Source organism: Antarctobacter aquimaris (assembly GCF_900184945.1).
Classification (GTDB): Bacteria; Pseudomonadota; Alphaproteobacteria; order Rhodobacterales; family Rhodobacteraceae; genus Maliponia; species Maliponia aquimaris.
In genome coordinates, this window is the sequence record NZ_FXYF01000014.1 from 1 (window position 1) to 25,641 (window position 25,641).

Annotated in this window: 29 protein-coding genes; 13 read left to right on the top strand and 16 right to left on the bottom strand. The window is 69.8% G+C overall.

The window, feature by feature from the left end:
• Positions 1-118: 118 nt before the first annotated feature.
• Together MAA8898_RS19940 and MAA8898_RS19945 are read right to left on the bottom strand one after the other, a co-directional pair.
• The gene (locus MAA8898_RS19940; protein WP_094022796.1) at positions 119-637 is read right to left on the bottom strand and encodes a thioesterase family protein; all 519 of its coding nucleotides are present in this window, start codon (positions 635-637) and stop codon (positions 119-121) included.
• The gene (locus MAA8898_RS19945) at positions 637-1,419 is read right to left on the bottom strand and encodes an enoyl-CoA hydratase-related protein (protein WP_094022797.1); all 783 of its coding nucleotides are present in this window, start codon (positions 1,417-1,419) and stop codon (positions 637-639) included. The genes MAA8898_RS19940 and MAA8898_RS19945 overlap by 1 nt, the downstream gene beginning before the upstream one ends.
• A gap of 437 nt (positions 1,420-1,856) precedes the next feature.
• Between MAA8898_RS19945 and MAA8898_RS27420 the strand changes: the two genes are divergently transcribed.
• The 3 genes from MAA8898_RS27420 (at position 1,857) to MAA8898_RS19960 (ending at position 5,061) form a co-directional block, all read left to right on the top strand.
• Positions 1,857-2,234, top strand: coding sequence for an alpha-amylase family protein (locus tag MAA8898_RS27420; protein ID WP_094022798.1), 378 nt, complete (start codon positions 1,857-1,859; stop codon positions 2,232-2,234).
• 78 nt (positions 2,235-2,312) lie between these two features.
• Positions 2,313-2,549: a hypothetical protein gene (locus MAA8898_RS27425; protein ID WP_094022799.1), complete on the top strand. Its 237-nt coding sequence runs from the start codon at positions 2,313-2,315 to the stop codon at positions 2,547-2,549.
• A gap of 217 nt (positions 2,550-2,766) precedes the next feature.
• The gene (locus MAA8898_RS19960) at positions 2,767-5,061 is read left to right on the top strand and encodes a DEAD/DEAH box helicase (RefSeq protein WP_094022800.1); all 2,295 of its coding nucleotides are present in this window, start codon (positions 2,767-2,769) and stop codon (positions 5,059-5,061) included.
• Between the two features lie 6 nt (positions 5,062-5,067).
• Here MAA8898_RS19960 and MAA8898_RS19965 read toward each other — a convergent pair whose 3' ends face one another.
• Positions 5,068-5,979, bottom strand: a complete 912-nt coding sequence (locus MAA8898_RS19965; protein WP_094022801.1) for a LysR substrate-binding domain-containing protein — start codon at positions 5,977-5,979, stop codon at positions 5,068-5,070.
• A 174-nt stretch (positions 5,980-6,153) separates the two neighbouring features.
• On the opposite strand from MAA8898_RS19965, the gene MAA8898_RS19970 reads away from it, so the two are divergent.
• A complete protein-coding gene (locus MAA8898_RS19970; protein WP_176445244.1) occupies positions 6,154-6,660 on the top strand; it encodes a YybH family protein in 507 nt (168 codons plus the stop codon).
• Positions 6,661-6,724: 64 nt separating this feature from the next.
• Here MAA8898_RS19970 and MAA8898_RS19975 read toward each other — a convergent pair whose 3' ends face one another.
• The 3 genes from MAA8898_RS19975 to MAA8898_RS19985 all read right to left on the bottom strand — a co-directional run bounded on the left by MAA8898_RS19975 (position 6,725) and on the right by MAA8898_RS19985 (position 9,241).
• Positions 6,725-7,354, bottom strand: coding sequence for a nucleoside triphosphate hydrolase (locus tag MAA8898_RS19975; protein ID WP_094022803.1), 630 nt, complete (start codon positions 7,352-7,354; stop codon positions 6,725-6,727).
• The gene (gene glpK / locus MAA8898_RS19980; protein ID WP_094022804.1) at positions 7,354-8,850 is read right to left on the bottom strand and encodes a glycerol kinase GlpK; all 1,497 of its coding nucleotides are present in this window, start codon (positions 8,848-8,850) and stop codon (positions 7,354-7,356) included. The genes MAA8898_RS19975 and glpK overlap by 1 nt, the downstream gene beginning before the upstream one ends.
• A gap of 103 nt (positions 8,851-8,953) precedes the next feature.
• Complete coding sequence (locus MAA8898_RS19985; RefSeq protein WP_094022805.1) at positions 8,954-9,241, bottom strand: hypothetical protein; 288 nt, start codon at positions 9,239-9,241, stop codon at positions 8,954-8,956.
• Positions 9,242-9,606: 365 nt separating this feature from the next.
• Here MAA8898_RS19985 and MAA8898_RS19990 point away from each other — a divergent pair, with 365 nt between their 5' ends.
• On the top strand, positions 9,607-10,851 hold the full coding sequence (locus tag MAA8898_RS19990; RefSeq protein WP_176445245.1) for a DUF2254 domain-containing protein: 1,245 nt from the start codon (positions 9,607-9,609) through the stop codon (positions 10,849-10,851).
• 24 nt (positions 10,852-10,875) lie between these two features.
• Here MAA8898_RS19990 and MAA8898_RS19995 read toward each other — a convergent pair whose 3' ends face one another.
• Entirely contained in the window at positions 10,876-11,037 is a 162-nt protein-coding gene (locus tag MAA8898_RS19995; protein WP_094022807.1) for a DUF1328 domain-containing protein, read from the bottom strand.
• A gap of 211 nt (positions 11,038-11,248) precedes the next feature.
• Here MAA8898_RS19995 and MAA8898_RS20000 point away from each other — a divergent pair, with 211 nt between their 5' ends.
• From MAA8898_RS20000 to MAA8898_RS20015, 4 genes are all read left to right on the top strand, one after another.
• Positions 11,249-12,403: a sensor histidine kinase gene (locus MAA8898_RS20000; protein ID WP_176445246.1), complete on the top strand. Its 1,155-nt coding sequence runs from the start codon at positions 11,249-11,251 to the stop codon at positions 12,401-12,403.
• Between the two features lie 233 nt (positions 12,404-12,636).
• Positions 12,637-14,337 (top strand): sensor histidine kinase, encoded by a 1,701-nt coding sequence (locus MAA8898_RS20005; RefSeq protein ID WP_141194898.1) that lies wholly within the window; start codon positions 12,637-12,639, stop codon positions 14,335-14,337.
• A 15-nt stretch (positions 14,338-14,352) separates the two neighbouring features.
• Positions 14,353-15,828 carry a phospholipase D family protein gene (locus MAA8898_RS20010; RefSeq protein ID WP_094022810.1) on the top strand — a complete coding sequence of 492 codons (1,476 nt, stop codon included), beginning with the start codon at positions 14,353-14,355 and terminating at the stop codon, positions 15,826-15,828.
• Positions 15,829-15,915: 87 nt separating this feature from the next.
• Positions 15,916-16,113 carry a CsbD family protein gene (locus MAA8898_RS20015; protein WP_094022811.1) on the top strand — a complete coding sequence of 66 codons (198 nt, stop codon included), beginning with the start codon at positions 15,916-15,918 and terminating at the stop codon, positions 16,111-16,113.
• Positions 16,114-16,173: 60 nt separating this feature from the next.
• Here MAA8898_RS20015 and MAA8898_RS20020 read toward each other — a convergent pair whose 3' ends face one another.
• Positions 16,174-16,875 (bottom strand): gamma-glutamyl-gamma-aminobutyrate hydrolase family protein, encoded by a 702-nt coding sequence (locus MAA8898_RS20020; protein ID WP_094022812.1) that lies wholly within the window; start codon positions 16,873-16,875, stop codon positions 16,174-16,176.
• Positions 16,872-17,825 (bottom strand): amidoligase family protein, encoded by a 954-nt coding sequence (locus tag MAA8898_RS20025; protein ID WP_176445247.1) that lies wholly within the window; start codon positions 17,823-17,825, stop codon positions 16,872-16,874. Before MAA8898_RS20025 ends, MAA8898_RS20020 begins: the two co-directional genes overlap by 4 nt.
• A gap of 152 nt (positions 17,826-17,977) precedes the next feature.
• On the opposite strand from MAA8898_RS20025, the gene MAA8898_RS20030 reads away from it, so the two are divergent.
• A complete protein-coding gene (locus MAA8898_RS20030; protein WP_094022915.1) occupies positions 17,978-18,166 on the top strand; it encodes a PLD nuclease N-terminal domain-containing protein in 189 nt (62 codons plus the stop codon).
• A 91-nt stretch (positions 18,167-18,257) separates the two neighbouring features.
• Here the strand turns inward: MAA8898_RS20030 and MAA8898_RS20035 are convergent, their stop codons facing one another.
• Positions 18,258-18,455 (bottom strand): hypothetical protein, encoded by a 198-nt coding sequence (locus MAA8898_RS20035; RefSeq protein ID WP_094022814.1) that lies wholly within the window; start codon positions 18,453-18,455, stop codon positions 18,258-18,260.
• Between the two features lie 120 nt (positions 18,456-18,575).
• On the opposite strand from MAA8898_RS20035, the gene MAA8898_RS20040 reads away from it, so the two are divergent.
• Positions 18,576-19,073: a Dps family protein gene (locus MAA8898_RS20040; RefSeq protein ID WP_094022815.1), complete on the top strand. Its 498-nt coding sequence runs from the start codon at positions 18,576-18,578 to the stop codon at positions 19,071-19,073.
• A 73-nt stretch (positions 19,074-19,146) separates the two neighbouring features.
• Here MAA8898_RS20040 and MAA8898_RS20045 read toward each other — a convergent pair whose 3' ends face one another.
• A complete protein-coding gene (locus MAA8898_RS20045) occupies positions 19,147-19,959 on the bottom strand; it encodes a response regulator (protein WP_094022816.1) in 813 nt (270 codons plus the stop codon).
• Positions 19,960-20,046: 87 nt separating this feature from the next.
• Here MAA8898_RS20045 and MAA8898_RS25905 point away from each other — a divergent pair, with 87 nt between their 5' ends.
• Together MAA8898_RS25905 and MAA8898_RS20050 are read left to right on the top strand one after the other, a co-directional pair.
• Positions 20,047-20,226, top strand: a complete 180-nt coding sequence (locus tag MAA8898_RS25905) for a NepR family anti-sigma factor (RefSeq protein WP_245853500.1) — start codon at positions 20,047-20,049, stop codon at positions 20,224-20,226.
• A complete protein-coding gene (locus MAA8898_RS20050) occupies positions 20,216-20,764 on the top strand; it encodes an RNA polymerase sigma factor (RefSeq protein ID WP_094022817.1) in 549 nt (182 codons plus the stop codon). Before MAA8898_RS25905 ends, MAA8898_RS20050 begins: the two co-directional genes overlap by 11 nt.
• Before the next feature lie 3 nt (positions 20,765-20,767).
• Here the strand turns inward: MAA8898_RS20050 and MAA8898_RS20055 are convergent, their stop codons facing one another.
• The 5 genes from MAA8898_RS20055 to MAA8898_RS20075 form a co-directional block, all read right to left on the bottom strand.
• Entirely contained in the window at positions 20,768-21,508 is a 741-nt protein-coding gene (locus tag MAA8898_RS20055) for a class I SAM-dependent methyltransferase (protein ID WP_094022818.1), read from the bottom strand.
• An 88-nt stretch (positions 21,509-21,596) separates the two neighbouring features.
• Positions 21,597-22,523, bottom strand: a complete 927-nt coding sequence (locus MAA8898_RS20060; protein WP_094022819.1) for a metal ABC transporter permease — start codon at positions 22,521-22,523, stop codon at positions 21,597-21,599.
• Complete coding sequence (locus MAA8898_RS20065; protein ID WP_094022820.1) at positions 22,523-23,737, bottom strand: metal ABC transporter permease; 1,215 nt, start codon at positions 23,735-23,737, stop codon at positions 22,523-22,525. Before MAA8898_RS20065 ends, MAA8898_RS20060 begins: the two co-directional genes overlap by 1 nt.
• Positions 23,734-24,552: a metal ABC transporter ATP-binding protein gene (locus tag MAA8898_RS20070; protein WP_094022821.1), complete on the bottom strand. Its 819-nt coding sequence runs from the start codon at positions 24,550-24,552 to the stop codon at positions 23,734-23,736. The genes MAA8898_RS20065 and MAA8898_RS20070 overlap by 4 nt, the downstream gene beginning before the upstream one ends.
• A complete protein-coding gene (locus MAA8898_RS20075; protein ID WP_176445249.1) occupies positions 24,549-25,505 on the bottom strand; it encodes a metal ABC transporter solute-binding protein, Zn/Mn family in 957 nt (318 codons plus the stop codon). Before MAA8898_RS20075 ends, MAA8898_RS20070 begins: the two co-directional genes overlap by 4 nt.
• Between the last annotated feature and the right edge of the window lie 136 nt (positions 25,506-25,641).

A 25,641-nucleotide genomic window follows, 5' to 3' on the forward strand; every position in this document is an offset into this window, starting at 1 on the left:
ACGAACCTACGATCAACTATGGGCGGCTGTCGGACACGTCTGCGGCCTCTTCTCCGACGAGGAGTGCTACAACGACTTCAAGGCAGCCGGATATGAGGCCGATTGATCGCGAAACGCTCTAGCGGCGGCTGAGCGCGATCCCCTGCCCCGCCTGTTCCGGCCGTCCCAGTGGCGCGTGTGCCGCCAGCACCTGCGCCAGCCGCTCCGCCACCTGTGGCTGCCAGGCTTCGGCGCGGCGGCTGTCGAGGTTGAAGCCCAGCATCTTGGCCTCGTTGGTGGCGCTGAGATTTCCCTGGGCGTCCAGCACCCGGTGGAACAGGACGAACCGCTTGGCATCGACATCCAGAAGCTGCGTCTCGATGCTGAACCCCGCGCCCTCGGCCAGTTCGCCGGTATAGGTGACGTGGTTTTCGACGATGGCGTATTCGTGGCCCTGTCGCGCCGCGATGGTCTGGAGCGGCGCGTTGATCCAGTTCCAGAAGGCCCAGTTGGCCTGGTCGCAGATCGTCAGGTAATGCGCCATGTTCAAGTGATGGTATTCGTCCACCCACTCCGGTTTCACGCTGTTGCGGACCAGGACCAGCGGCGCGGCGATCTGGCCGGTCCAGTCGTGCAGAAAGGTTTCGGTCTCCAGCATCAGCGGCCTTTCCAGACGGGTGTGCGTTTTTCGGTGACAGCGGCGATGCCTTCGGCGGCATCCTCGCTGGAATAGACGCGGGCGTAGGTGGGCAGGTCGCCCGCCCGCATCCGGGCAAAGGCGGCCTGGTCGCCCAGGCCCTGCGTGGCGCGGTCGATCTCCTTGATCGCCTGGAGCGAGAGCGGGGCCGAGGCGGCGACACGGTCGGCAAGCTCCAGCGCGGTGGCCAGCAGCGTGTCACCCGGCACGACGGCGTTGACGAGGCCCCAGCGGGCAAGCTCGGCGGCGGACGCACGGCGGCCGGTCATCAGCATCTCCATCGCCACGGCGCGCGGCAGGAGGCGTGGCAGGCGGATGATGCCGCCACTGTCGGGCACCACGCCGATGGTCGCCTCGGGCAGGCCAAACTCGGCGTGGTCGGCGGCCACGATCATGTCCGCCGCCAGCGCCAGCTCAAAACCGCCGCCCAGCGCCATGCCGTTCACGGCGGCGATCACCGGCTTGGTCAGGCCCCAGTATTCGGTCAGCCCGGCAAAGCCGCCGACCCCCTGGAAGGCATCCGCCGCCTCGCCCTCGGACGCGGCCTTGAGGTCCCAGCCGGCGGAAAAGAAGCGCGTGCCGCCGCCGGTGATGATGCCGACCGACAGGCCGTCATCCTCTTGCAGCGCCTGAAACGCCTCGCCCAGCACGATGCTGGTGGCGGCGGCGATGGCGTTGGCCTTGGGCCGGTCCAGGGTGATCAGCAGCACGCGGCCGTGCCGCCGGGTTGTCACATCGCTCATGGGTCCACCGTTTGCGCCGGGCCGGCGCCGTTAGCCGTATTTCCGATCCGCCAGGCGCGTTCAGGGCCCCGGCGCGTCGATCCAGCCCCGTTGATAGGCGAAATCGCCGGGGCCGCCAACCAGCCTGAAACGTCAATCGCACAGGCGACGCAGAAGCCGCCGCCTTGGACGGGGCGCCCCGTCACACGTCATCCGTGGATACAGCGTCCCGACCCGCCCGGGAAACGGGCACAGGCCGAAGACCTGCGCGCAAGACGGGCGGGTTTCCGTTCCGGCGCGCGGCCGGACCGCCAATGATGGAGAGCGCAACAATGGCCCAAGCAGCCCCATGAGCCCCCCGGGCCGTTGACCAACCGCCTGCGCAGGTCGCTGATGCGCCTCGACCCGGACCGCGACAACGAGGCGCTGACCGCCAAGGTCATCACAGCCTTCTGTCGGTGACCGGCTACCGCAAGGTGACCCCCTCCTTCGGTGACTGGCCGGACATCCGGCGCATTGGCGGCGACTGGCACCTGATGTCGGACCTCGTGCTGAGCCACGTGTCGAGCCGGGGCACCTGGTTCACCGCCTCCCGCCCGGGGCAGGAGCCCTGCGACAGGTTCCATTCCGAGGCCTCGCCCGAGGACGATCTGCCGATGGTGGTCCGGCGGCGCGCCACGCCGCGGTTGCAGGAGGTCGCAACCGCGATGGGCACGCGCCATGTCTGCTGCACCTTCAGCCACGATCAGGTCGACCTCGACTTTCGCAACCCCGAGGTGCTGTTGGAGATCATCCGCATCATCCGGCTGACCGATCCGAACGCGCCCAAGGTGTAAAACCTATTCTATTTCAATAAGTTAAACGAGTCGTATTGGTTCTACAGCTTTCCCCTGCCGCCGCGGATCCTGCGCGCCATGCTGTCGGTCGACGCGCGGTCGCTGTCGAACTGGTGGCAGGCGCTGGACCGCAGCCAGTCCGTTTTCGCGCTGCACAATGTCAGCGACGAGACGGTCGTTCTGTCGCCAAGGGCGCTGAACCTGATCGCTGACGAGGACTGGTTTGACCTGCTGTCCGGCGAACGGCTGCACCCCGAACAGGACGGCGTGACGCTGGCGCCCTACCAGTGCCGCTGGATCACCAACCGCGGCTGAGGTTTGTACGTTTTGTACGTCCTGTACGCTGTTTCAGGTCAAAACGTACAACGCGGTAAGAAATTATTCACCACCACCCGCGATCCTGATCGGCGCGCCGCCGAATGGGCCTGTACTTTCGCCGGCAATGGGACTATGCGCGCGGTTTGCCCTGCCAAAGCGCCGCCCCCGGGCCGCGCTGCCGGACCCCGACCTTGACCGAAGAAAAGAAGCCGACGTGAAACAAGCTCTCCGCGATGCCCTCGACGACCGTGGGTACACCACCCTGACACCAGTGCAGGAGGCGGTCCTGGCCCCCGAGCTGGAGGGGCGCGACATGCTGGTGTCGGCGCAGACCGGATCGGGCAAGACGCTGGGCTTTGGCCTGGCCATCGCGCCGGTGCTGCTGGGCGAGGGCGAAAGCTTTGAGACCGCCGGCGCGCCGCTGGCGCTGGTGATCGCGCCGACGCGCGAACTGGCCTTGCAGGTCAAGCGGGAACTGAGCTGGCTTTATGCCCGCGCGGGGGCGGTGCTGGCCTCCTGCGTCGGCGGCATGGACATGCGCGACGAACGCCGCGCGCTGGGCCGGGGCGCGCATGTCGTCGTCGCCACGCCGGGCCGCCTGCGCGACCACATCATGCGCCAGAGCATCGACCTGTCGCAGCTGCGCGCCGTGGTGCTGGACGAGGCGGACGAGATGCTGGACCTCGGCTTTCGCGAGGACCTGGAATTCATCCTGGGCGAGTCGCCGACCGAGCGGCAGACGCTGCTGTTCTCGGCCACCGTGCCGGACGCCATCGCCAAGCTGGCCAAGAGCTACCAGCGCAACGCCGAGCGCGTGGTCGCCAAGAGCGATTCGGTCCAACACGCCGACATCGCCTACCGCGCGATGATGGTCGCCGACAGCGACGCCGAAAACGCCGTCATCAACACGCTGCGGTATTACGAGGCGCCCAACGCGCTGGTGTTCGGCAACACCCGCGCCATGGTGAACCGGCTGACCACGCGGCTGTCGAACCGCGGCTTTCACGTCGTGGCGCTGTCGGGCGAGCTGTCGCAGGCGGAACGGTCACACGCGTTGCAGGCGATGCGTGACGGGCGCGCGCGGGTCTGCGTGGCGACAGACGTGGCGGCGCGCGGCATCGACCTGCCGAACCTCGAACTGGTGGTCCATGCCGAACTGCCGTCGAACCACGAGACGCTGCTGCACCGCTCTGGCCGCACGGGGCGCGCCGGGCGCAAGGGGGTCAGCGCGCTGATCGTCACGCGCAAGTCGCGCAAGAAGGCCGAGCGCATCCTCAACTGGGCCAAGGTCCAGGCCGACTGGGGCGATGCGCCGTCGGCCGACGAGGTGCGCGCGCGCGACGAGGACCGCCTGTTCGCCGCGCCCGAGTGGCAGGAGCCGGTGCCGGAAAGCGACGAGGAACTGGCCGGAAAGCTGGTCGCGGCCTTCACGCCCGAGCAGCTGGCGGCGGCGTTTTTGCGGATGTACCAGTCGGTGCGCTCTGCGCCCGAGGAACTGTCGGATCTCGACAGTTCGGCGCCGACGCCGCGCCAGGAGTTCGGCGCAAGCGTGTGGTTCTCGATCGAGGGCGGGCGCGTGGCCGGGGCCGAGCCGCGCCGCATCCTGCCGATGATCTGCAACGCCGGGAACCTGACCAAGGACGACATCGGCGCGATCCGCATCCGCGAGGACAAGAGCCTGGTGCAGATCCGCGAAAGCAGCGTGCCGGTCTTCCTGGCCGGGCTGGGCGCGGAGATGGTGCTGCCCGAGGGGCAGAAGGTGACGCAGCTGGCCGAGGCCCCCGCCTTTACCCGCAACGACAGGCCGGTGGGCAGCAAGCCGCCGGGCAAAGGGCCGCGCGCCGCGCGTCCCGCCGATGTCAAGCCGCCGCGCCCGCCCAAGGGCGACCGCCCCGAGCGGCCCGCCGCCAAGCGCGCGCGCCCGGTGCAGGAGGATGCGCCGGGGGATGCGGCACCTGCCGCGCCTGCCGCTGCACCTGTAGCCGAGAGCCACCCGGCGCCGTCCGTGTCCGAGGCCCCCGCCGCCGCCCCGCGCGCGCCCGAGGAGCGGCCTGCGGAGCAGCCGAAGGAGCGCCCGGCCAAGCCGCGTGCGACCGGCGCAAAGCCCTATGCCAAGGACGGCGAAAAGCCCGCGCGGCCCGCGTCCAAGCGCCCGCGCGCGGATGGCGAGGCCTGGTCCGGCTCCAAGCCCGCGCGCCGTGGCGCCGAGGACCGGCCCGCCGCCGGGGCCAAGCGCCCGCGCCCGGCCAAGGACTATGCCAACGCCGCCGACACCTCGGCCCGGTTTGTCCCGCCGAAAAAGCGGCGCGCGCCGGACGGCGAGGCCGGGACCGAGCCGCCGCGCCGTCCGCGCGAGGACCGGCCCAAGGATCGGCCCTTCAAGTCGGCCGACCGGCCCAAGGGGCCGCCGCCGCCGCCCGGCAAGCCGTCGAGCAAGAAGAACAAGGCGCGCGCCGATGCCAAGAAACCCGGCGGCTTTGCCGGCAAGCCGCCGCGCAAGAAGCCCTGACAGGGGTCAGATCGCGTCGGGCGGCCCGCTGGACAGCGGCGCGCAGAGCGTCACCAGCCAGTCGCGGAACAGGCGCACCGGGTCGGACAGCGGCCCCTTGCGGGATAGCGCGTAGTAGACCGCCAGCCAGTCGAACGGCAGGTCAACCCGGACCAGCCGGCCGTCCTGCAACGGCCGGCGCACGGTGATCTCGGGGCTGAGGTGCAGGCCGTAGCCCAAGAGCGCGGCCTCCAGTTCGAACTTGGCGCCGCCGGGGTCGACCACGCGCAGGCGGGCGGGATCGCAGCCGGCCCTGCGCACCACGGCCTCCCACACGCCGCCGCCGATGCTGACATCGCGGATCCAGGGCAGGTCCGACAGGTCCGGCGGGCCGTCGCCCAGCAGGCCCGGCGCGGCGCAGAGGATGAAGGGCGTGCGCAGCAGCGGCGTCGCCTCGGCCCCCTCCCAGCGCTGGCCCGGCGCGCCGCCGCGCACGACGATGTCATAGGCGTCAAGGTCGATCGCCGCATCGTTGCCATCCGGCGAAAACGACACCTGCACGCCGGGATGACGGGCCCAGAAATCGCCCAGATCGGGCATGATCACCGCATCGACGAACCGCACGGTGGTGGAGACGCGCACGCCGCGCGCGGCCTCTTGCGCGGTGACGTCGTCGATGCCCTTGACGATCTGCGCAAAGGCGGTGCCGAGCGCTGCGCCCAGGCCCTGCCCGGCGCGGGTCATGGCCAGGCCGCGCCCCTCACGCCGGACCAGGGCCAGGCCCAGCTCGGCCTCGAGCTTGCGCACCTGCTGGGCGATGGCGGCGGTGGTCACGTTGAGCGACCGCGCGGCGGCGGAATAGCCGCCCAGCCGCGCCGTCGCCTCGAAGGCGCGCAGGGTGGTGAGCGGCGGCAGGCGGTGCCAGTCGACTTCGGTCATTGGATAGCCAGACTATAGGGTTCCGAATTATCCCTGACTCGGGTAGGCGGGTCGTTTCAAGTTATAATTGGGGTGTCGTCGCACTCCGGGGCCGGAACGGTTCCAGTTCCCCAGCTATCCGGACCGGCGACGATCCGACCGGGCCAAGCGCCCCCAGACCCCATGGAGACCGAGATGCACAGCCTGACCGGCGCCTTTGCCGCCGCCCTTTCGCTGGCCACCGCAAGCCTTGCCCTGGCCGATCCTGCCAGCAACTCCGCGAAAGGCGCGCATGCCGCCTACCTCGCGGCGATCAACAGCAACGACCTGACGCAGTTCCTGGAGACGGTGACCGACGACATCGTGTTCATCGCGCCGGACAGCCCGGTGATGTCGGGCAAGGGTGAGGTCGGCCCCTGGGTTGCCGGCTATTTCGCGGCGGTCGAGACGCATTGGGACAAGCGGTCCGAGGAGTTCGTCGTGTCCGGTGGCTGGGCGTTCGAGCGCTATGCCTATGTCGCCACCGACACCATGCGGGAGAGCGGCGAAACGCTGACCTCGACCGGCCACGGCGTCAACATCTACCGGCTGGAGGACGACGGCGTGTGGCGCGTGGCGCGCGACATCTGGGTCAGCGGGCCGGTCGCGCAGCAGGAGGTCAGCCTGCTGGCCGGTTGCGCGGGCGGTGTCGGTCCGTGCTGAACGGCGTGACCTGACGGCAGCGCCGCCCGCACCGGGCGGCCTGTCGTGCGCGCCGGTCCGGCGGTCAGGCGTCCCCGGTCCAGCGCAGCACCACGTCGGCGGGGCCGCGTTCCGCCTGGACGCGGCGGGCGTTGGGGATGTCGTTGGCATAGGCCTTGCGGTGCGCCTCGTCCTCCGGGTAGCCGAAGCCACGCCAGCGGTCGAGCAGGCGGCGTTCCAGTTCGGCCTCGGGCACTTCAAGGAAGACGGTGAAGTCCCAGAGCGGCTGAAGCCGGTCCCAGGGGGGATCAGCGAAACAGAGGTAATTGCCCTCGGCCACGACGATGCGGGTGTCGGGGGTGATTTCCTGCGCCCCGGCGATGGCGATTTCGCGCGACCTGTCGAACACCGGCAGGATGACCGAATCCTCGGACGCGGCGCGGCGCAGGGTGGCCGCCAGCCCGCCGAAGTCGAAGGTTTCCGGCGCGCCCTTGCGCGGCAGCAGGCCGCGCGGCTCCAAGAGGCGGTTGTCGAGGTGAAAGCCGTCCATCGGCATCAGCGTGGCCGTGGGGCCCAGCCGGTCGACCAGCGCCTCGGCCAGGGTGGATTTGCCCGAGCCGGGCGGCCCGGCGATGGCGATCATCAGGCGGCGGCCCTTGGGTTTCAGCCGGGCGACGCGGTCGGCCAGCGCGCGGGTCTGTTCACCGATCATCATCAGAAGACCTGCGCGGCGGCGACGGCACGCTTCCATGCGGCGTATTTCGCATCGCGCGTGGCGGCGTCCATGCCGGGTTCAAACCGGCGTTGCAGCGCCCAGGTGTCGGCAAAGCCCTGCTGGCCGGGGTAGATACCGGCGCGCTGCCCGGCCAGCCAGGCGGCCCCCATGGCGGTGGTTTCCAGCACCTGCGGCCGGTCGACCTGCGCGCCCAGGATGTCCGACAGGAACTGCATCGCGTAGTCGGATGCGCTCATCCCGCCATCGACGCGCAGGGTGGCCGCGCCGCCGGTGGCGCCGGTGGCGCTCCAGTCGGCGTGCATCGCCTCCAAGAGGTCGCGGGTCTGGTAGCCGACCGATTCCAGCGCGGCGCGGGCCAGTTCGGCCGGGCCGCTGTTGCGCCGCAGACCGAATATCGCGCCGCGGCATTCGGCGTTCCAGTAGGGCGCGCCCAGGCCGGTGAAGGCGGGCACCATGACGACATCCTGGCCGGGGTCGGCGGATTCGGCCAGCGGCTGGGTCTCTTTCGCCTCGCGGATGATCTTCAGCCCGTCGCGCAGCCATTGCACGACCGCGCCGGCGATGAAGATCGACCCTTCGAGCGCGAAGGTCGGCTTGCCGTCCAGCTGGTAGGCGATGGTGGTGAGCAGGCGGTTTTCGCTGCTGACGGGGGTGGCGCCGGTGTTGAGCAGGGCAAAACAGCCGGTGCCGTAGGTGGATTTCATCATGCCCGGTTCAAAGCAGGCCTGGCCCAGCGTGGCGGCCTGCTGGTCGCCGGCGACGCCCAGGATGGGGATTTCGCGGCCAAAGAGATCGGCGCGCGTGGTGCCGAAGTCGGCGGCGCAGTCCAGCACCTGCGGCAGCATCGCCATGGGCACGTTCAGCATGCGGCACATGTCGTCGGACCAGGCGCCGCGACGGATGTCATACAGCATGGTGCGCGCGGCGTTGGTGGCGTCGGTGACGTGGCGCGCGCCGCCGGTCAGGTTCCAGATCAGCCAGCTGTCGACGGTGCCGAACAGCAGTTCGCCCGCCTCGGCCCGCGCCCGCGCGCCGTCGACGTTGTCCAGGAGCCAGGCGAGTTTCGTGCCCGAGAAATAGGGGTCGAGCAGCAGGCCGGTGGTCTCTGTGACCTGCCGCTCAAAACCGTCGGCCTTGAGCCGCTGGCACATGGCCGAGGTGCGGCGGTCCTGCCAGACGATGGCGTTGTGGATCGGCTGCCCGGTGGCGCGGTCCCAGACCAGCGTGGTTTCGCGCTGGTTGGTGATGCCGATGCCGGCGATGTCGGCGGGGCGCACGTTGGCCTTTTCCAGCGCCGCGCGGCAGGTGGCGGCGGTGCTGGCCCAGAGGTCGGAGGGCGCGTGTTCGACCCAGCCCGAAGCCGGGTAATGCTGGGTGAATTCCTCCTGTGCTGTGGCGGCGATCTTCAGATCCGCGTCGAACAGGATGGCCCGGCTGGACGTGGTTCCCTGGTCGATGGCCAGAATATGGCTCATTCCCCTATCCTCCCCTGTGTCGCTTTGCCCGGTCTTGCGCCGGTCCTCATTGAGTAGCCGCGCGGCGGGTCTTGGGCAACGTCTTATCCGGCCGAAGGGGGCATCAGCGCAGGTCGCTGAGTTGCAGAGGGCTGTCGCCGTGCATGTCGACGTGGCGCAGCGCGCCGTGGGTTTGCAGGATGTCGTGGATCGCCAGCACCTTGGCCACGTGCGAGGCGCTGTCATGCGCCACGATGGCGCGCAGGCGGGCGCGGGCGGTGTCCGGCACGGCGCCCAGGTCGAAGGCGTCGACATAGGCGCGCAGGGCGGTGTCGAGCGGGCGCGCGGCATCGGCCGTCGCGGCGGCGGGCAGCAGGGCAAGCGCGAGACAAAGGGCAAGATGGCGGAACATGGCAGCTCTCCGGGACAGGATGGGAGGGCGCGGCCGCAAGCGGCGGCCACGGGTCAGGCGGAACGGGAGGGGATGGGAAGGCGGTCAGCCGCGGGTCTGGGCGGCGACCTGGTTCTGTCCGTGGGTCTGTCTGGGCATCGGGCAGTCCTCCGTTGCGCGTGACATGGCGTCCCGTGTGGGACGCCCCGGCGGAGGGCCCTGGATGGGCGGGATGTCCCGCCGCTGGCCTCCGGCCGCCGGCTTCATCCAGTCAACAGCCCCAGGCGCAAAAGGTTCCCGCGCGGCGTTGCGCGGGGGCAAGGGTTGACGGGCTGGCGGCTTTGGCCTCTGCTCTGCGGGAGCGGCGGACAGGCAGGGAGACGGCGGTGACGGGAACCTTTGCGCAGGCGGTGCTGACGCTGCGCCGGATCAGCCGCATCCTCTGGGTCCGGGTGGCGCTGATTTCGGCGCTGTCGGTGCTGGCGGCGCTGTCGGCGACGCCGCTGGGGCCGCTGATCCCCGAGGACCTGCGCAACAGGTTCGGCGCGGAGGCGACGCTGCCGATCCTGACCATCCTGGCCAACGGGATGCTGGCGGTGGCGACCTTTTCGCTGGGCGTCATGGTGTCGACCCACCGCACGCTGGCGGAACAGTCGACGCCGCGCATTCACCGGCTGCTGATGGAGGACACCTCGACCCAGACGATGCTGGCGACCTTCATCGGCGCGTTTGTCTTTGCCCTGTCGTCGATCATCCTGTACCGCGCGGGCTATTACAGCGACAGCGCCTCGGTCATCGTGTTCGCGATCACGGTCTTTGTGGTGGCGGCGATCGTGGTGTCGCTGGTGCGCTGGATCGGGCAGCTGTCGCAGATCGGCAGCCTGGAATATGCGCTGCTGCGGGCCGAGCAGACGGCGGCGGAAATCCTCAAGCAACAGAAGACCCTGCCCCGGCTGGGGGGCTGTCGCCTTGGCACCCTGCCGGAGGGGACGGTGCCGATCCCGGCGCCCCGGTCGGGCGTGCTGCGGCGGGTGGAGATGGACACGCTTCAGGCCTGCGCCGAGACGGCGCAGGCGCGGGTCTGGCTGGAACGGCTGCCGGGGGCGCTGGTGCTGAAGGGGCAGGCGCTGGCCCAGGTGGCGGGGACGGAGAAGGTGGCGCCGTTTGCCGAGGCCTTTGTCATCGGCACCGAACGCACCTACGAGCAGGACCCGGCCTATGCACTGCGGGCGCTGCGCGAGTCGGCGCAAAAGGCGCTGTCACCGGGGATCAACGACCCCGGCACCGCCATCGACGTGGTGGCGCGGCTGGAACGGCTGTTGTGGGACTGGGCGGCCAACGACGACGCGCCGCCCGATCCGGTGCATGACCGCGTGGCGCTGGCCGACACGCCGCCCAGCGCGCTGCTGCGCGCGGCGTTTGACGGCATCGCGCGGGACGGCGCAACTTCGGGTGATGTGCTGGACGCCGTTGCCGCGGCGCTGTGCCGGCTGCGCGGGGTGCTGCCGGACGAGGCGCGCGCGGTCATCGGCGAGCTGCTGGACGATCTTGCCCAACAGGGAGAGGCCGGCCTCGCCACCGCCGGGGAACGGCGGCGGCTGGCCGACCGACTGGCGCAATCGGGGGAATGACGCCAGTGGCGCGGTGCCGAAGGGTCAACTGCGCAATGCGCGGAAGACCAGCGACAGCACGAACAGCGCGAGGAAGACGATGAACAGGATCTGAGCGATCCCGGCCGAGACGCCGGCGATGCCGCCAAAGCCGAGGACGGCGGCGATCAGGGCGATGACGAGGAACGTGAGGGACCAGCCAAGCATGGGAAATCTCCTTTCACAGGGTGGGGCGCACAGGGCGCGATGTGCCTTGACAACGACCCGGCGCACAGAAGGTTCCCGGATAGTTGCCCTGCCGGTTTTTCCCGCGTCTTTTCCCGCCGATTGCCCGGAAAGGTTGCATTTCCCCTTGAGTTGGCGGAAATCGGACTAAACTATGTATCTGAGACTTTGGATTTGCGGATCGGATGCTTCCATGAAAGACACATCTGAGGCAGCGACCGAGGTCCCGACCGTGATCGAAGACGATCGCCTGAATGAACCCAAACGACTGAAGGTCCTGAGCCGGATGGGCCTGATGGACGGCGTCCCCGTGGATGCCCAGGAGCGCGCGGTGCGGCTGGCATCGCGCCTTCTGAACGTGCCGGTGAGCCTGGTGTCCTTTGTCGACGACAAGAGCCAGTTCTTTGCCGCGCAGACCGGCCTGCCCGACGAGATCGCCCAGGGGCGCGGCACCCCGCTGTCGCATTCGGTCTGCCAGCACGTCGTCCGGTCGAGGGCGCCGCTGGTGGTGCCCGACGCGCGCCGCGACCCGCTGCTGCGCGACAACGGCGCGGTGCGCGACATGGCGGTGGTGGCCTACCTGGGCGTGCCGATCCATTCGCCCGAGGGGCTGGTGCTGGGATCGTTCTGCGCCATCGACACCCAGCCGCGCGACTGGACCCCCGAGGACGTGGACCACCTGCGCGACATCGCCGAGATGATCGAATCCGACCTGCGGCTGCGCGATGCGCTGGATGAGCGCGACGTCGTCTTGCAGGAGATGACCCACCGGGTGAAGAACCTGTTCACCATCGTCAACAGCATCCTGCGGATGGAACGGTCGGCGCATGACAGCGCCGCGGACCTGGCGCGCAGCCTGGGCGCGCGGCTGAAGGCGCTGAGCGACGCGCACGAGATGATCGTGCCGCTGGTCAACGCGCACCACAGCAGGGGGGCGACGACGACGCTGGACGCGCTGACGCGCAAGCTGATGGCGCCTTACGGCGCGGTCGACGGCCTGCGCCTGGCGATCGACGGGCCGCCGGTCGAGATCGGCGCCAAGGCGGCGGTCTACCTGACGCTGGCGCTGCACGAGCTGGCCACCAACGCCACTAAGTACGGCGGGTTGTCGGTGGACGGCGGGGCGCTGGCGGTGCGCTGGGAGGTGTCGGGCGACGACACGCTGGTGCTGACCTGGGAGGAAAGCGGGCTGGCGCGGGGCGACCGCGTCGAGCCGTCGCCCGGCTTTGGCTCGCGCCTGTTGTCGGTCGCGGTCGAGGGGCAGCTGTCCGGCAGCATGGAGACCGAGACGAGCGACAAACGCTTTTCCCGCGTCCTGCGGATCCCGCTGTCACGCCTGCGCGCCTAGGCCGGGATGCCGCGCCATGGGAGGCAGCGCCATGGGGGGCCGTGACGCCGCCCGGCCGCGCGGAGACCGCACACCGCGAGAACCCGTGAAAAAAATATGCCCTCCGGGGGGAACCTTTCCTGCGCCGGGGCATTGCGCCTCAGGGGTGCGTTCCTGCCGGCGACGGCGGGGTGACGTACCATTGACGCATGCGACACGCGCCCCGTCATGCAAAGCGGACACCAAAGGACCCGATGAGAACGCGCCTGCAGAACCTGTCCCGTTGGTCGCGCAGCCTGTCGGCGCGCATCGTCCTGCTGATGACGCTGGCGGTGCTGCCGGTGGGCCTGATCGCGGTCTACCAGACCATGGCGGTGATCGACAACGCGCGGGCGCTGAACCGGACCTCGCTGATGGCGCAGATCCGCGCCGAGGCCTCGAAGGAAGAAGAGCTGATCCAGAACGCGCTGGCCGCCGCGCGCGGCCTGTCGGTGCTGGTCGCCCGGATGGGCGACGAGGCCTGCGACGACATCCTGCGCGGCTTTGTCGAGGGCAATGACACCTACATCCTGGCCGGCTTTGTCAGCCGCGAGGGGATGCTGACATGCAGTTCCCGGGGCGAGGTGATGGACCTGTCCGACCGCCCCGCCTTCAGGACCGCGATCACGCGCGGCAGCGCCACGGTGCAGATGCTGCCCGCCGCCGCCGTCACCGGGCGCGACGTGGTGCTGGTGACCCAGCCGGTCAGCCGCGACGGCGTGATGCTGGGCTATATCGCGCTGTCGATCCCGCATGCCATCGTGGTGGGCCAGCTGGACGGCCCGGCGCCGGCGGACGGCCTGCGGCTGGCGGTGATCGACAGCGAGGGCAAGCTGCTGGCCGCGACCAACGGGCTGGACGAGGCGCCCGGTTTCCTGCCCGCCGAGATCGGCCTGGCCGACCTGCCGAAACGGATGCAGCAGACCTTTCGCGCGACGGCCGGATCGGGCGAGACGCGGGTCTTTGCCGTCACGCCGATGATCGAGGACACCGTGCTGCTGGTGGGCAGCTGGCCGCTGAGCGCCGAGCCGCGTTCGGACGGGCCGTGGCAGACGGTGTTCGCCATCGCGCTGCCGGTGCTGATGTGGGTCGCCGGGGTCGGCGTGGCGCTGTACGGCATGCAGCAGCTGGTGATCCGCCACGTGGCGGACCTGCGGTCGGCGATGCGGCGCTTTGCGCTGGGCGAACGGGACGCGGCGGCGCTGGCCCTTGCCGAGGCGCCGGCAGAGCTGGAAGAGGCGCAGCGCGCCTTCAACCGCATGGCGCTGCTGATCTCCGAAGGCGAGGCGCGGCGCGAGCAGGACCTGAAGGACAAGGAGGTGCTGCTGCGCGAGGTGCATCACCGGGTCAAGAACAACCTGCAACTGATCGCCTCGATGATGAACCTGCAGGCGCGCGACCTGCAGTCCGACGAGGCGCGGCACGTGGTGGCCGAGTTGCAGCGCCGGGTGCGCGGCATGGCGGTGCTGCACCGCGCGCTGTACAACACCCCCACCAGCACGACGGTGGATGCCGCGGCGCTGGTGCAGGCGGTAGTGACGGACGTGCGCGACCACAGCCGCACCCTGCCCCTGCCGGAGATCGACACCACGCTGGAGCCGGTCGACCTGTACCCCGACCAGGCGGTGCCGCTGTCGCTGCTGCTGGCCGAGACGCTGAACACCGCGCTGTGCGATCCCGGCGACGACCGCGCGCCGATCCGCGTCGGGCTGAGCGCCGTGGGGGACAATCACGTGCGGCTGAGCATCGAGGGGCCGGCCGGGCTGTCGGGGGCCAGGGCCGGGCCGCGCGGCGGGGTGGCGCAGAAGATGCTGGCCGCCTTCCTGCGGCAACTCGACGGCACCATGGAAACCGATCAGCTGGCGGGGCGTTGTCACCTGACCGTGACCTTTCCCCGCGCCAGCTATGGCGCCTGACCGCATGAGGCGCCCATGCCGCGAGACATCGAGGTTCTGATCACCGCCGCCGAGGCGTGGCCGGCGTTTGAACGCGCCGTGCTGGAGGCGCGTGATCACATCACCATGGGGTTCCGCATCTTTGACCTGTCGACCCGGCTGCGCAGCCCCGAGGCGCGCGCCATCGGCACGGACTGGTTCGACCTGCTGGCCCATGCGCTGCGGCGCGGGGTGCGGGTGGCGCTGACCGTCAGCGATTTCGATCCGGTGATGGCCACCGGCCTGCACGAGCTGTCGTGGCGCACGGTGCGGCAGGGCGTGGCGCTGGCCGAGGTCACCGGCGCCGGGCCGGAGCGCCTGTGCATCCGCGCCCACATGCACCCGGCGCAGGCCGGGGGGCTGCCCTGGCTGGCCTTTCTGCCGGCGGTGCTGCGCCGCAAGTGGCAGGCGCTGAACGAGGTCGGCGCGGCGCGGCGCCGGTTCCAGGCGGTGGGGCTGCGGCGCGCGGCGCTGCCCCGGTTGCACACCGTGTCGCACCACCAGAAGGTGGCGGCGATCGACGACGAGGTGCTGTATGTCGGCGGGCTGGACCTGAACGAACGGCGCTACGACTCGCCCGAGCATGACCGCCCGGCGGCGCGCACCTGGTCGGACGTGCAGCTGATCCTGCGCGGCCCCGAGGCGCGCGCGGCGCGCATGCATCTGGAAACGCTGGAGGAGGTCACGGCGGGCCGCACCGCGCCGCCCGACACGCCGGGGCTGAAGCGCACCCTGTCGATGCCGCGGCGGTTCCAGCTGCCGTTCGTGTCGCCGCACACGCTGGTGTCCGAGATCGAGGCGGCGCACCTGGACGCCTTTGCCACCGCGCGGCACCTGATCTACGTCGAGACGCAGTACCTGCGTTCAGGCCGGATCGCGCGGGGGCTGGCGCGGGCGGCAAAGCGCAACCCGGAGCTGACCGCGGTGCTGATCCTGCCGGGGTTGCCCGAAGAGCTGGCCTTTGACGCCTCCGACAGCCTGGATGTGCGCTATGGGCTGGCGCTGCAACGCGAGGCGGTGGCGCGGCTGCGCGACGCCTTTGGCGCGCGGCTGACGCTGGCGTCGCCGGTGCGCCCGGTGCTGGCGGCGCGCACCACGCCGGAAACGCTGGCCGGATCACCGCTGATCTACGTGCACAACAAGGTGCTGGTGCGCGACGACGATTACGCGCTGATCGGCTCGGCCAACCTGAACGGGCGGTCGATGCGCTGGGACACGGAATTGGCGGTGGACCTGTCGGGGGCGGAGCAGGTGGCGGCGCTGCGCGCGCGGCTGATCGACCACTGGTGGCAGGGCCCCCTGCCCGCCGAGGCGACCGCGCCGGAGACGCTGCAACCCTGGTGGCAGGCCGAGATCACCCGCAACGCCCTGCGCCGCCCCGAGAACCGGCGCGGCCTGCTGGTGCCCTACGACGCCGAGGCCGGGGCGGCGATGGCCCAGCCCCTGCCCGGCGTGACCGAGGATATCGTCTGACCCGGCGCCATGCGGAACCCGCGCCCACCCTGGCGCGTTGACCTGTCAGAAGCCGCCCGAGGGCGGACCAACAAAAGGAGATGTGCCATGGACCGCGATCTGATCGAAGGCAAATGGACCGAAGTCAAGGGCCGCCTGCGCGAAGCCTACGGCGTGCTGTCGGACGACGAGCTGGAAGAGGCCAAGGGCGACCGCGAACAGCTGGAAGGCAAGCTGCAACAGCGGCTGGGCAAGTCCAAGGACGAAGCCCGCGAGATGCTGGACAACATCCTGGCCAAGATCTGAGCGCTCTGACCCACGACATGAAGGCCCGCCGTTCCGCACGGCGGGCCTTTTTCGTGGGGATCAAGCGAGGACCGCCACCTGCGGCCGGCCCTCGGCATAGGCTGCCGCCGCTTCGGCGAGCGAGGCGAACAGCGCGCGCTGGCGGCGGGCGTAGAACAGGTGTTCGGGGTGCCACTGCACGCCGAGGGCAAAGGGATCGCGCGTGCGCTCGATCGCCTGGATCATGCCGTGGGTGTCGCGCGCGGCGACGCGGAAATCGCGCCCAAGTTCGGCCACCGCCTGGGTGTGCAGCGCGTTGACCTGCATCGGCGCGGCGCCGACGCGCTCTGCCAGCCGCGAGTCGGGCTCTACGCAGACCTCGCGCCGGGGCAGCACGGTCTTGACCGGCTGCGCGTCGGGATAGAGCGCCCAGGCGTCCTGGTGCAGGGTGCCGCCGGCGGCGACGTTCAGCATCTGCGCGCCGCGGCAGATGCCCAGCACGGGGATGTCTTCGGCCAGGGCGCGGCGGGCGATATCGTGTTCCATCCGGTCGCGGGCGGGGTCCAGCCGCGCGGTCGTCTCCAGCGTGCCGCCGTAGAGCATGGGCGAGATGTCGTCGCCGCCGCCGATGATGACGCCGTCGACGGCATCGAGGTCGATGTCCGAGCGGCTGGTCCAGCGGACCGCGCGCGCACCCGCCAGCCACAGGTTGAACCGCACCAGCGGAAAGATCCGCCAGCCCGAGCGGGTGGAGGTGGTGACGCCGATCAGCGGGGTGGTCATGTGCGCGCCTCCTGCCCCGATCCTCCGAGGTGGCGGGCGACCACCTCGGGCCAGGGTGCGGCCCCGGCGCACCAGGCATCGCAGAGCGCCGCCAGGCGGTCGCTGTCGGCGGCGAGCTCCTCGACCCGGCACCAGCTGTCCCATTCGTCGGCGATGGACCAGTCCGCTTCGTCGATGCGGCAGTCCGGCAGACGAAAGTGGAAGGCCGGGCGCGCGCCGCTGGCGTCCTTGCCAAAGTCGCGGTCAAAACCGTCGGGGTCAAAGGCGTGCAGCAGGGGCAGCAGGTCCAGCCCGTAATTGCGGCCCTTCAGGTGAGCCTGGACCAGGCGCGCCACCGCCCCGAGGCTGTCGGGCTGCTGGCGCACCAGCGCATCGGTGAACGCCTCTGGCCAGGCATCGACGAAGGGCAGCAGGCGGCGCGACAGGTCGATCGGCCGGGTGTCGCGGATCCAGGGTTCGAGCAGGCCGTAGGCGGTGATGGTGCGCAGGGTGTGCGGGTGGTCGAAATCCACGACCTCGGGGTTGAAGTGGATGCCGAAGCCCGCCAGCAGGCTGTCCGAGGTGCCCTTGGCCCCGGCCTTGGACAGCGCCTGCACCAGCGGGATCACCCGGTCCATCTGCGCCGGCGTCAGCGGCGGGGTCACGATCTCGACCGGGACGAGGGGGCGCGCGGCGTCCAGCACGCCTTCGGGCACGAGGTCATTGCCCGGCTTGGCAAAGCGGGTGTCGAGTTCGACGCCGACCGCGCCAAGCGCCGTGCCTTCGACCACGTACAGATGTTCGGACTGCTGTGAAGCGGTGCCGCCCACGCAGGCGGTGACGATGGCGGCGGTGGCCGCCTCGTCGAGGCCCGCGAATTCGATCTCGATCCCGCAGCGACGCTGGGCGCCCGATGCGGTGAGGGGAACCGGCAAGGCGCGAAAGCCGCGGCGGCCCGTGTCGTTTTGCATTTGCATGGGTGGAAAACGTCGCCCCGACCGCCGGAGTTCCGTCGAAATGGCAGAAACCCGCCGCCGTCCGCCGAACGGAGGGAACCGAATGGCGCGGCGCACGTTGACTGGACACATGAACCAGCACACGGAAAAGGAGATTCTCCATGGGTATCGAAGTTGCCGGCCTTGGCGGCCTGATCGTCCTCGCCCTGTCGATCTGGGCCATCGTGAACATCATCGGATCGGGAGCCAGCACCGGGGCCAAGGTGCTCTGGACGCTCTTCGTGCTGTTCCTGCCGATCATCGGTTTCATCGTCTGGCTGATCGCCGGACCGCGGTCGCGTAGTGGCTACGCCTGAGCCGACCTGCCGCGAAACGAAAAGCCCGCCAGTGCGTGACACTGGCGGGCTTTTTGCTGTGAGGACCTGTTTGGCGCGGCCAGGACCGCGGTCAATCGCCGGAGGCGGGCAGGCCGGTGCGGCCGTCGATCTGGACCTCGGCGCCCTCGGGCGCGCTGCCTTCGTCCATGACGTGGCCGACGAGCCCCGTCAACAGCGCCCCGGCAACAAAGCTGACCGCCGCGATGGCAAACAGGGCGGGCCGGTGGCGGCGGGTCTGGGTGGTCAGGTTGGTGCTTGGTGCGGACATGATATCTCCTTTTGTCTCATGAGGTTAACGCGCCGCGCCACCGATCGTTCCGGGCCGTTTTCCGGAACGATCCGGCGGCTGATGTGTTGGTCCCGGGAACGAACGAAAATGGAGAAACACATGACCGAAGCCCTGCACGTGATCCCGTCCAATGCCCCCGTTTCCACCGGGGTGCGCGACACCGAAACCCTGGCCAAGGCGCTGGGCGATGTCCTGGCGGACACCCTGCGGCTGACCTTCAAGACGCAGGTCTGCCACTGGAACATCGAGGGCCCGCTGTTCCACGCCACCCATGTCCTGACCGAAGAGCAATACGGCGCCATGTTCGCCGCCGCCGACGCGCTGGCCGAGCGGATTCGCGCGCTGGGGCACCTGGCCCCGCAGCGGCTGGATGACATCGTCAAGCGTGCCCGGATCGACGACGCCGAGGGCGGGCAATCGGCCGAGGCGATGATCGCGGCGCTGGCCGAGGATCATGAAAGGCTGGCGCATCGCCTGCACGCCATGGTTGATCTGTCGGAGGGCCGCAAGGACCCGGTGACAGCCGACCTGGCGACCCAGCGCAGCGCCTTTCACGAACAGGCCGCCTGGATGCTGCGGGCGCTGGTGCGCAGCTGACATCACGCAGACTGACGCAAAGAAGGCCCGCCGGAGCGATCCGGCGGGCCTTTCATTTGCGCGGATCACAGGCTCAGCGGATCAGCGTTTCGGTCGAGGCGAAGAACAGCGCCTGGCTGACGGCCGAGCGCACCTGGTCCTCGGTGTAGGGCTTGGAGATCAGGAAGGCCGGTTCCGGCCCCTCGCCGGTCAGCAGGCGCTCCGGGAAGGCGGTGATGAAGATCACCGGCCGGTCACCATCGCGTTCGAGGATGCGGTTCACCGCGTCGATGCCGCTGGAATTGTCGGCCAGCTGGATGTCCGACAGGATCAGGTCGGCGGGTTCCTTTGCCGCGAGGTCCAGCGCGCCCTGTTCGGTGCGCGCGACACCGGTGACGCGGTGCCCCATGTCCATCACGATGCCTTCGAGATCCATGGCGATGACGGCCTCATCCTCGATGATCAGGATGCGGCCTGCGACCGCGTCGCGCATCTCGAGGAAGGCCGTTTCGATGTAGGTCGCGGCCTCGTCCTGCGGCACCTGCATGATCTGCGCCACCTCGTCGATCTGGAATTCCTCGATCGTGTGCAGCAGCAGCGCCTCGCGGGTGTTCTCGGTCAGCTGTTCGAGGTGCTTTTGCGCCCGCGCGGCAAGCCCGGTCTCACCGCCGGTGGCGACCGGCATACCCGACGAGCTCCAGATCGCGTGGAACACCCGGAACAGCGCCACCTTGGGCGGAAGGCTGGTGACATACTGGTCGGGATCGTTCAGGATCGCTTCCAGCGTGGCGGCGGCGTAGCGGTCGCCGCTGTCCTGGTGGCCGGTCAGCGCGCGCGCGTAGCGCCGCAGGAAGGGGAGGTTGACGCCGATGGCTGTCGTCATGTCCTGTTGGGAGTGTCCCGTCATTCTTGTTGCTCCGGTTTTCTGCACTAGGTTCGGAACCAAACGCCGCTCACCGCGTTTTGGTTCCGACCCAGCGGTGCGAGACAGAAGATGACGGAACAGATGACGCGAAAACAGCTCAATGCAAGGATTGTCGACGAAATCGACCGCAACTTGAAACAGGCGTTCGATGACATGGCCACCGCGCCGGTCCCCGACCGCTTTGCCGAGTTGCTGGAGCAGTTGAAACAGGCAGAGGCGCGCAAACGGGAGATCGGCGATGACGCGTGACCCCCGCGACCAGCTGGTGGAACACCTCGGCTCGCTGCGCGCCTTCGCGCTGAGCCTGACGCGCAACTCGGCCACCGCCGACGACCTGGTGCAGGACACGCTGGTCAAGGCCTGGACCAACATCGACAAGTTCGAGCCGGACACCAACATGCGCGCCTGGCTGTTCACCATCCTTCGCAACACGTTCTATTCGCTGCGCCGCAAGCGCAAGCGCGAGGTCGAGGACGTCGATGGCAGCATGGGCGAGCGGCTGGCCACCAAGCCCGACCATGACGGCCGGCTGGCGATGCGCGATTTCCACACCGCCTTTGCCCAGTTGCCCGACACACAGCGCGAGGCGCTGGTGCTGATCGGCGCGCAGGGCATGGCCTACGAGGAGGCGGCCGAGGTCTGCGGCGTGGCCGTGGGCACGATGAAAAGCCGCGTCGGACGGGGCCGCGCCAAGCTGGCGGAACTGATGATGCTGTCCGAGGACGACGCGCTGGAACTGACCGACGCGGTGACTGCGGGCGTGATGTCGTCGCGGCCTGCCGCCTGAGGGTCAGCGCCTTTCCCAGACCATCAGGTTGAACCAGGGCGCGCGGGCGAATTTGTCCGCGTCGCCGGGATCGGGGCCAGTGTAGGGCGGTTCATCGTAGGCGCGCAGGCGCAGCCCGGCGCCCAGGAAGGCGGCCATGTAGGCCGACAGCGGGCGGTGGTAATTGGTGATGCGGATGCCGGCCCAGGCGGTCTTGTACCCGCGTTCGGTCATGTAGTCGTCAAAGGCGTAGTAGCGCCGCCTGCCCTCTTGCCAGACCCAGCCGCCCTTGCCCTCGGGCCAGTCGCGCGGGACGGCGGTGGCGAAGGGGTTGAGGTTGCCCACCAGCAGCGTGCCGCCGGGGGTCAGCACGCGCGCCATTTGGGCAATTGCCGTGCGATAGTCGGCGATATCGATCAGCGAGAGATAGGCGACCACGAGGTCGAACTGTGCGTCGGCAAAGGGCAGCGCTTCGGCAATGCCTTGCAGGTAGGCGCCCTGCGGATCGCGGGCGCGGGCGATGTCCAGCAGCGCGGCGGTGGGGTCGAGGCCGGTGGCCTCGATGCCCTCGGCGCGCAGCATCCGGCAGAACCGCCCCTCGCCACAGCCGACGTCCAGCGCGATGCGCGCGCCGCTGGCCCGTGCGGCGGCCAGCATCGGTGCGTCCAGCACATGCTCGCGGCCACGGTCGCCCGTGTCGCCCAGGTGCGCGACCCAAGCGGCCGCCGAAGCGTCCCAGCCGTTGTCCGTGTCATCCGCTGTCATCCGGACAGGCTACCCGCCGCCTGTGCGGGGGTCAAAGGGACGGTGGGCGGGGCGATGTTGCCGCAGGCGACGAGCGTCCGTCCCGCCGTCACGCTTCGGCCCTGGCACCGACGCGGGACCGGTGCGGGCCGAACACGCAGGCCAGCGCCAGGATCAGCCCGGACACCGTGGCGATCATCCCCGCCGCGCTGACCGCGTTGGACGCGCCCAGCCAGAGCGGGCCGTAGCCCGCCAGCACGTAGCCCAGCACCGCCGAGAGCACGGCAAACAGCACCGACCACCAGACCTGCGGACCGAGGCGGTTCGTCATCAGCCGCGCGGCGGCGGGCGGGCAGATGAACATGGCGATGACGATGATCGAGCCCACCGCGTCAAAGGCGGCGACAGCAGCCACCGCCGCGACGATCACCAGCCCCATGCCGATGGCGGTCACCGGCAGGCCCAGCGCCTGGGCAAAGCCTTCGTCGAAGGTGGAGATCTTCAGCCAGCGCCAGAACACCAGCGTCAGCAGGACGACGGCCAGGCAGACCACCGCGATGCGCGGCAGCTCTTCCGGCAGACCGGCCAGCGCGTGCGGGTCCAGCAGCGACTCCCAGCCCGTCGCCCGCAGCCAGACCAGCGATTCGAGGTTGCCCATCAGCGCGTGTTCCACGTCGAGGTGCACGCTGGAGGTGTCGCTCTGCTCCAGGAGCAGCACGCCCCCGGCGAACAACGTGGTGAAGGTCACACCCATGGCGGCGCCCGGCTCGATCTTGCCCAGCCGCTTGATCGCCTCGATCAGCACCACCGCCACCACGGCGGCCCCCGCCGCGCCCAAGAGCATCGGCAGCGCGGCGACCACCCCGGTCAGCAGGAAGGCGACGACGATGCCCGGCAGGACGACATGGCTGATGGCATCGCCGATCAGCGCCTGGCGCCGCAGGATCAGGAAATTGCCCGGCAGCGCGCAGGCCACCGAGGCAAGGATGCCGATCAGCATCGGCGTGAGCGAAAACATGACGAATTCGGCGCCCATCACGTGCCCTCCACCCTGCGCGGACCGCCGATGCGGCGGTCGAACTCGGCGATCTCGTCGGGGGCAAAGACCGTCTCGATGGGGGTCAGCCCGTCGTAGCGCCCGGTCAGCCCGGTGTCCTGGTGGATCTCGCGCGCCACGTCCCAGCGCCGTTCGTCGCGGGCGATGCGGGCGGCCTGGGCGCGTCCGGTCTCGGTCGCGACACCATCGGCGCGGATCAGCCCTTCGCCGCGCAGCACCTGGAGGGTAAAGGCATCGTGGATCGGCTCGGACCGGGCCAGCGCCAGCAGGCCCTGCCGGCGGTGCACTCGGCGCTGGAACCGCCGGTGCCGCAGCAAGGCCGAGGCGACGCCGCGCGCGGGTGCCAGGAAGAGTGACAACAGGAACAGCGCCGCCGCCACCAGCACGATGATCGGCCCGGTCGGCAGGTCCGGCGCCGAGGCCGAGAGCGCCGCGCCCAGGTAGCCCGACAGCCCGCCCAGCGCGCCCGCGGTCCAGATCACGGTGCCGCTGCGTTCGGTCCAGAAGCGGGCGGTGACCGGCGGGATGATCAGCATGGCGACGATCAGGATCAGCCCGACCACCTTGAGCCCGATCACGGTGACCCCCATGACCAGCCCCATCATGGCCAGGTCGATCCGCGCGACGTTCACGCCCGTCGCCGCCGCGTATTCGGCGTCAAAGGCGACCAGCGTCATCGGCCGCCGCAACAGCCAGGTCGCCAGCACCGCGACCGCGCCGCCGACGGCGATGATCACCGCGTCCTGGAACAGCATGCCGGCGGTCGAGCCCAGCAGGAAGGATTCCAGCCCGGCCTGGCGCCCGGAACTCATGCTCTGGATCACCGTCAGCAGCACCACCCCCAGCCCGAAAAAGGCCGAGAGCACCGCGCCGATGGCGGCATCCTCGCTGAGCCGGGTGCGCCGCGCGATCCATTCGACCGCCAGCAGGCCCAGCCCCGCCGTCACCGCCGATCCGGCCAGCAGCCCGGCCAGGTTGCGCCCGTCGCCGCCCAGAGACACCATCACGATAAAGGCCAGGCCAACCCCCGGCAGGGTGGCGTGGGACACCGCGTCCGACACCAGCGCGCGCTTGCGCAGGAACAGGAAGGTGCCCGCCGCACCGGCGGCAAAACCCAGGAGCGCCGCGCCCACCGTCACCAGCGCCGCATTGTAGCCCGCCTGAAGCAGCAACGCGTCGAACAGGGGTGTCACGCGCCCTCCGCGAGGTTCAGCCGGTCGATGTGCGTCGCCGCCAGCCGCCCGCCGTAGGTGGCGTTCAGCGCCTCGGAGGTAAAGGTGGTGTCCACCGGGCCTTCGGCGATCTTGCGCACGTTGATCAGGAAGACATGGTCGAAGTAGTCGCGCACGGTGGCCAGATCATGGTGGACGCAGATCACCGTCTTGCCTTCGGCGCGCAGATCCTTGAGCACGGCGATGATCGCCTTTTCGGTGGCGGCATCGACCCCGGCAAAGGGTTCGTCCAGCAGGTAGAGGTCGGCGTCCTGCGCCAGCGCGCGGGCGAGAAAGACGCGCTGCTGCTGGCCGCCGGACAACTGGCCGATCTGGCGGGCGGCAAAGCCCGCCATGCCGACCCGGTCCAGGCAGGCGGTGGCGCGCGCCTTCATCTCGCCGGTGAAGCGGCCCAGCAGGCCGACGCGGCGGTAGAGCCCCATCATCACCACGTCGATCACCGTGGTGGGAAAGTCCCAGTCCACGCTGGCGCGCTGCGGCACGTAGGCGATGCGGGCGCGCGCGGCCTCGAGCGGCGCGCCGAACACCGTCACCTCGCCCGACAGGCGCGGGATCACGCCCAGCGCCGCCTTGAGCAGGGTGGATTTGCCCGCGCCGTTCGGGCCGATGATCGCCGTCATCGAGGCGGCGGGAAAGGTGGCGTCGACGGAAAACACCGCAGGTTTCTCACCGTAGGAGACGGTCAGACCGCGCAGGGCGAGCGCCGCCTCCGGGGCGATGGGTGCGGGCGTCACGCGCCCGTCGGCCGCGGCGATCTTCAGTTGCGTGTCGGTCATCCGTTCAGCCGCCCCTGCATGCCGGTCTGTGGCCCCTGCCCGCCCAGCGCCCGTGCGATCACCGTCACGTTGTGGTCGATCATGCCGATGTAGGTGCCCTCGTAGGTGCCGGGGGCGCCCATGGCGTCCGAGAAAAGCTCGCCGCCGATGATGACCTCGTGGCCGCGCGCGGCGGCGCCTTCGATCAGGGCGCGGATGTTGCGGTCGGACACCGAGCTTTCGACAAAGACGGCGCGGATGTTGCGGCTGACCAGCACGTCGACCAGTTCGGCGATGCGCTGCAACCCGGCCTCGGATTCGGTCGAGATGCCCTGGATCCCCATGACGTCAAAGCCGTAGGCCTGGCCGAAATAGCCAAAGGCGTCATGCGCGGTGACCAGCACGCGGCTGGCCTGCGGCACGGTGGCCAGCGTCGCGGCGGCGTAGTCCTGCAAGGCGGCGACCTCGGCCAGGTGGGTTTCGGCGTTTGCGCGGAAGATGGGCTCGGCCTCGGGGCGGGCGGCGATCAGCGCGTCGCGCACCGCGCCCACCACGTGGGTCCAGAGCGCGGGCACCATCCAGACGTGCGGGTCGAACTTGTCATCGTAGTCGTCATGCGCGCGCAGCAGTTCGCGCGGGACCTGTTCGGCCACGGCGGTCACGGTGCCGCGCTCGGCCAGGTCCTGCATGAAGTCCTGCATCTGCGCCTCGAGGTAGAGGCCGTGCCAGAGCACCACCTCGGCGCGCGCCAGGGCGACGATGTCGCTGCGGGTCTGGCGATAGCTGTGCGGGTCGACGCCCGGCCCCATCAGCGCCGTCACCTCGACAAGGTCACCGCCCACCTGCCGCGCCGCGTCGGCGATCATGCCGGTGGTGGCCACGACGGTCAGCGTAGCCTGCGCCGCGACCCGTGCGCCCGGCAGCACGAGGGCAGAGACGGCAAGCCCTCTCAGAAAGTCCCTTTTCGTCAGCATATGGTCTGCACACCCCATCAAAGAGGCGCTCCCCGACCGCGCACGGCGCAGGAAGAGCGCCCTTGTTCCTTACCTCTATATTGCGACCAATTCGCAAAAGTCAATGTTCTTGCGAAGCATTCGCAGAAATGACGGC

Coding starts and splice junctions, on each gene's coding strand:
- MAA8898_RS19940 (WP_094022796.1), bottom strand. CDS start 637: ATGCTGGAGACCGAAACCTTTCTGCACGACTGGACCGGCCAGATCGCC.
- MAA8898_RS19945 (WP_094022797.1), bottom strand. CDS start 1,419: ATGAGCGATGTGACAACCCGGCGGCACGGCCGCGTGCTGCTGATCACC.
- MAA8898_RS27425 (WP_094022799.1), top strand. CDS start 2,313: ATGCTGTCGGTCGACGCGCGGTCGCTGTCGAACTGGTGGCAGGCGCTG.
- MAA8898_RS19965 (WP_094022801.1), bottom strand. CDS start 5,979: ATGACCGAAGTCGACTGGCACCGCCTGCCGCCGCTCACCACCCTGCGC.
- MAA8898_RS19970 (WP_176445244.1), top strand. CDS start 6,154: ATGCACAGCCTGACCGGCGCCTTTGCCGCCGCCCTTTCGCTGGCCACC.
- MAA8898_RS19975 (WP_094022803.1), bottom strand. CDS start 7,354: ATGATGATCGGTGAACAGACCCGCGCGCTGGCCGACCGCGTCGCCCGG.
- glpK (WP_094022804.1), bottom strand. CDS start 8,850: ATGAGCCATATTCTGGCCATCGACCAGGGAACCACGTCCAGCCGGGCC.
- MAA8898_RS19985 (WP_094022805.1), bottom strand. CDS start 9,241: ATGTTCCGCCATCTTGCCCTTTGTCTCGCGCTTGCCCTGCTGCCCGCC.
- MAA8898_RS19995 (WP_094022807.1), bottom strand. CDS start 11,037: ATGCTTGGCTGGTCCCTCACGTTCCTCGTCATCGCCCTGATCGCCGCC.
- MAA8898_RS20000 (WP_176445246.1), top strand. CDS start 11,249: ATGAAAGACACATCTGAGGCAGCGACCGAGGTCCCGACCGTGATCGAA.
- MAA8898_RS20005 (WP_141194898.1), top strand. CDS start 12,637: ATGAGAACGCGCCTGCAGAACCTGTCCCGTTGGTCGCGCAGCCTGTCG.
- MAA8898_RS20010 (WP_094022810.1), top strand. CDS start 14,353: ATGCCGCGAGACATCGAGGTTCTGATCACCGCCGCCGAGGCGTGGCCG.
- MAA8898_RS20015 (WP_094022811.1), top strand. CDS start 15,916: ATGGACCGCGATCTGATCGAAGGCAAATGGACCGAAGTCAAGGGCCGC.
- MAA8898_RS20020 (WP_094022812.1), bottom strand. CDS start 16,875: ATGACCACCCCGCTGATCGGCGTCACCACCTCCACCCGCTCGGGCTGG.
- MAA8898_RS20025 (WP_176445247.1), bottom strand. CDS start 17,825: ATGCAAAACGACACGGGCCGCCGCGGCTTTCGCGCCTTGCCGGTTCCC.
- MAA8898_RS20035 (WP_094022814.1), bottom strand. CDS start 18,455: ATGTCCGCACCAAGCACCAACCTGACCACCCAGACCCGCCGCCACCGG.
- MAA8898_RS20040 (WP_094022815.1), top strand. CDS start 18,576: ATGACCGAAGCCCTGCACGTGATCCCGTCCAATGCCCCCGTTTCCACC.
- MAA8898_RS20045 (WP_094022816.1), bottom strand. CDS start 19,959: ATGACGGGACACTCCCAACAGGACATGACGACAGCCATCGGCGTCAAC.
- MAA8898_RS25905 (WP_245853500.1), top strand. CDS start 20,047: ATGACGGAACAGATGACGCGAAAACAGCTCAATGCAAGGATTGTCGAC.
- MAA8898_RS20050 (WP_094022817.1), top strand. CDS start 20,216: ATGACGCGTGACCCCCGCGACCAGCTGGTGGAACACCTCGGCTCGCTG.
- MAA8898_RS20055 (WP_094022818.1), bottom strand. CDS start 21,508: ATGACAGCGGATGACACGGACAACGGCTGGGACGCTTCGGCGGCCGCT.
- MAA8898_RS20060 (WP_094022819.1), bottom strand. CDS start 22,523: ATGGGCGCCGAATTCGTCATGTTTTCGCTCACGCCGATGCTGATCGGC.
- MAA8898_RS20070 (WP_094022821.1), bottom strand. CDS start 24,552: ATGACCGACACGCAACTGAAGATCGCCGCGGCCGACGGGCGCGTGACG.
- MAA8898_RS20075 (WP_176445249.1), bottom strand. CDS start 25,505: ATGCTGACGAAAAGGGACTTTCTGAGAGGGCTTGCCGTCTCTGCCCTC.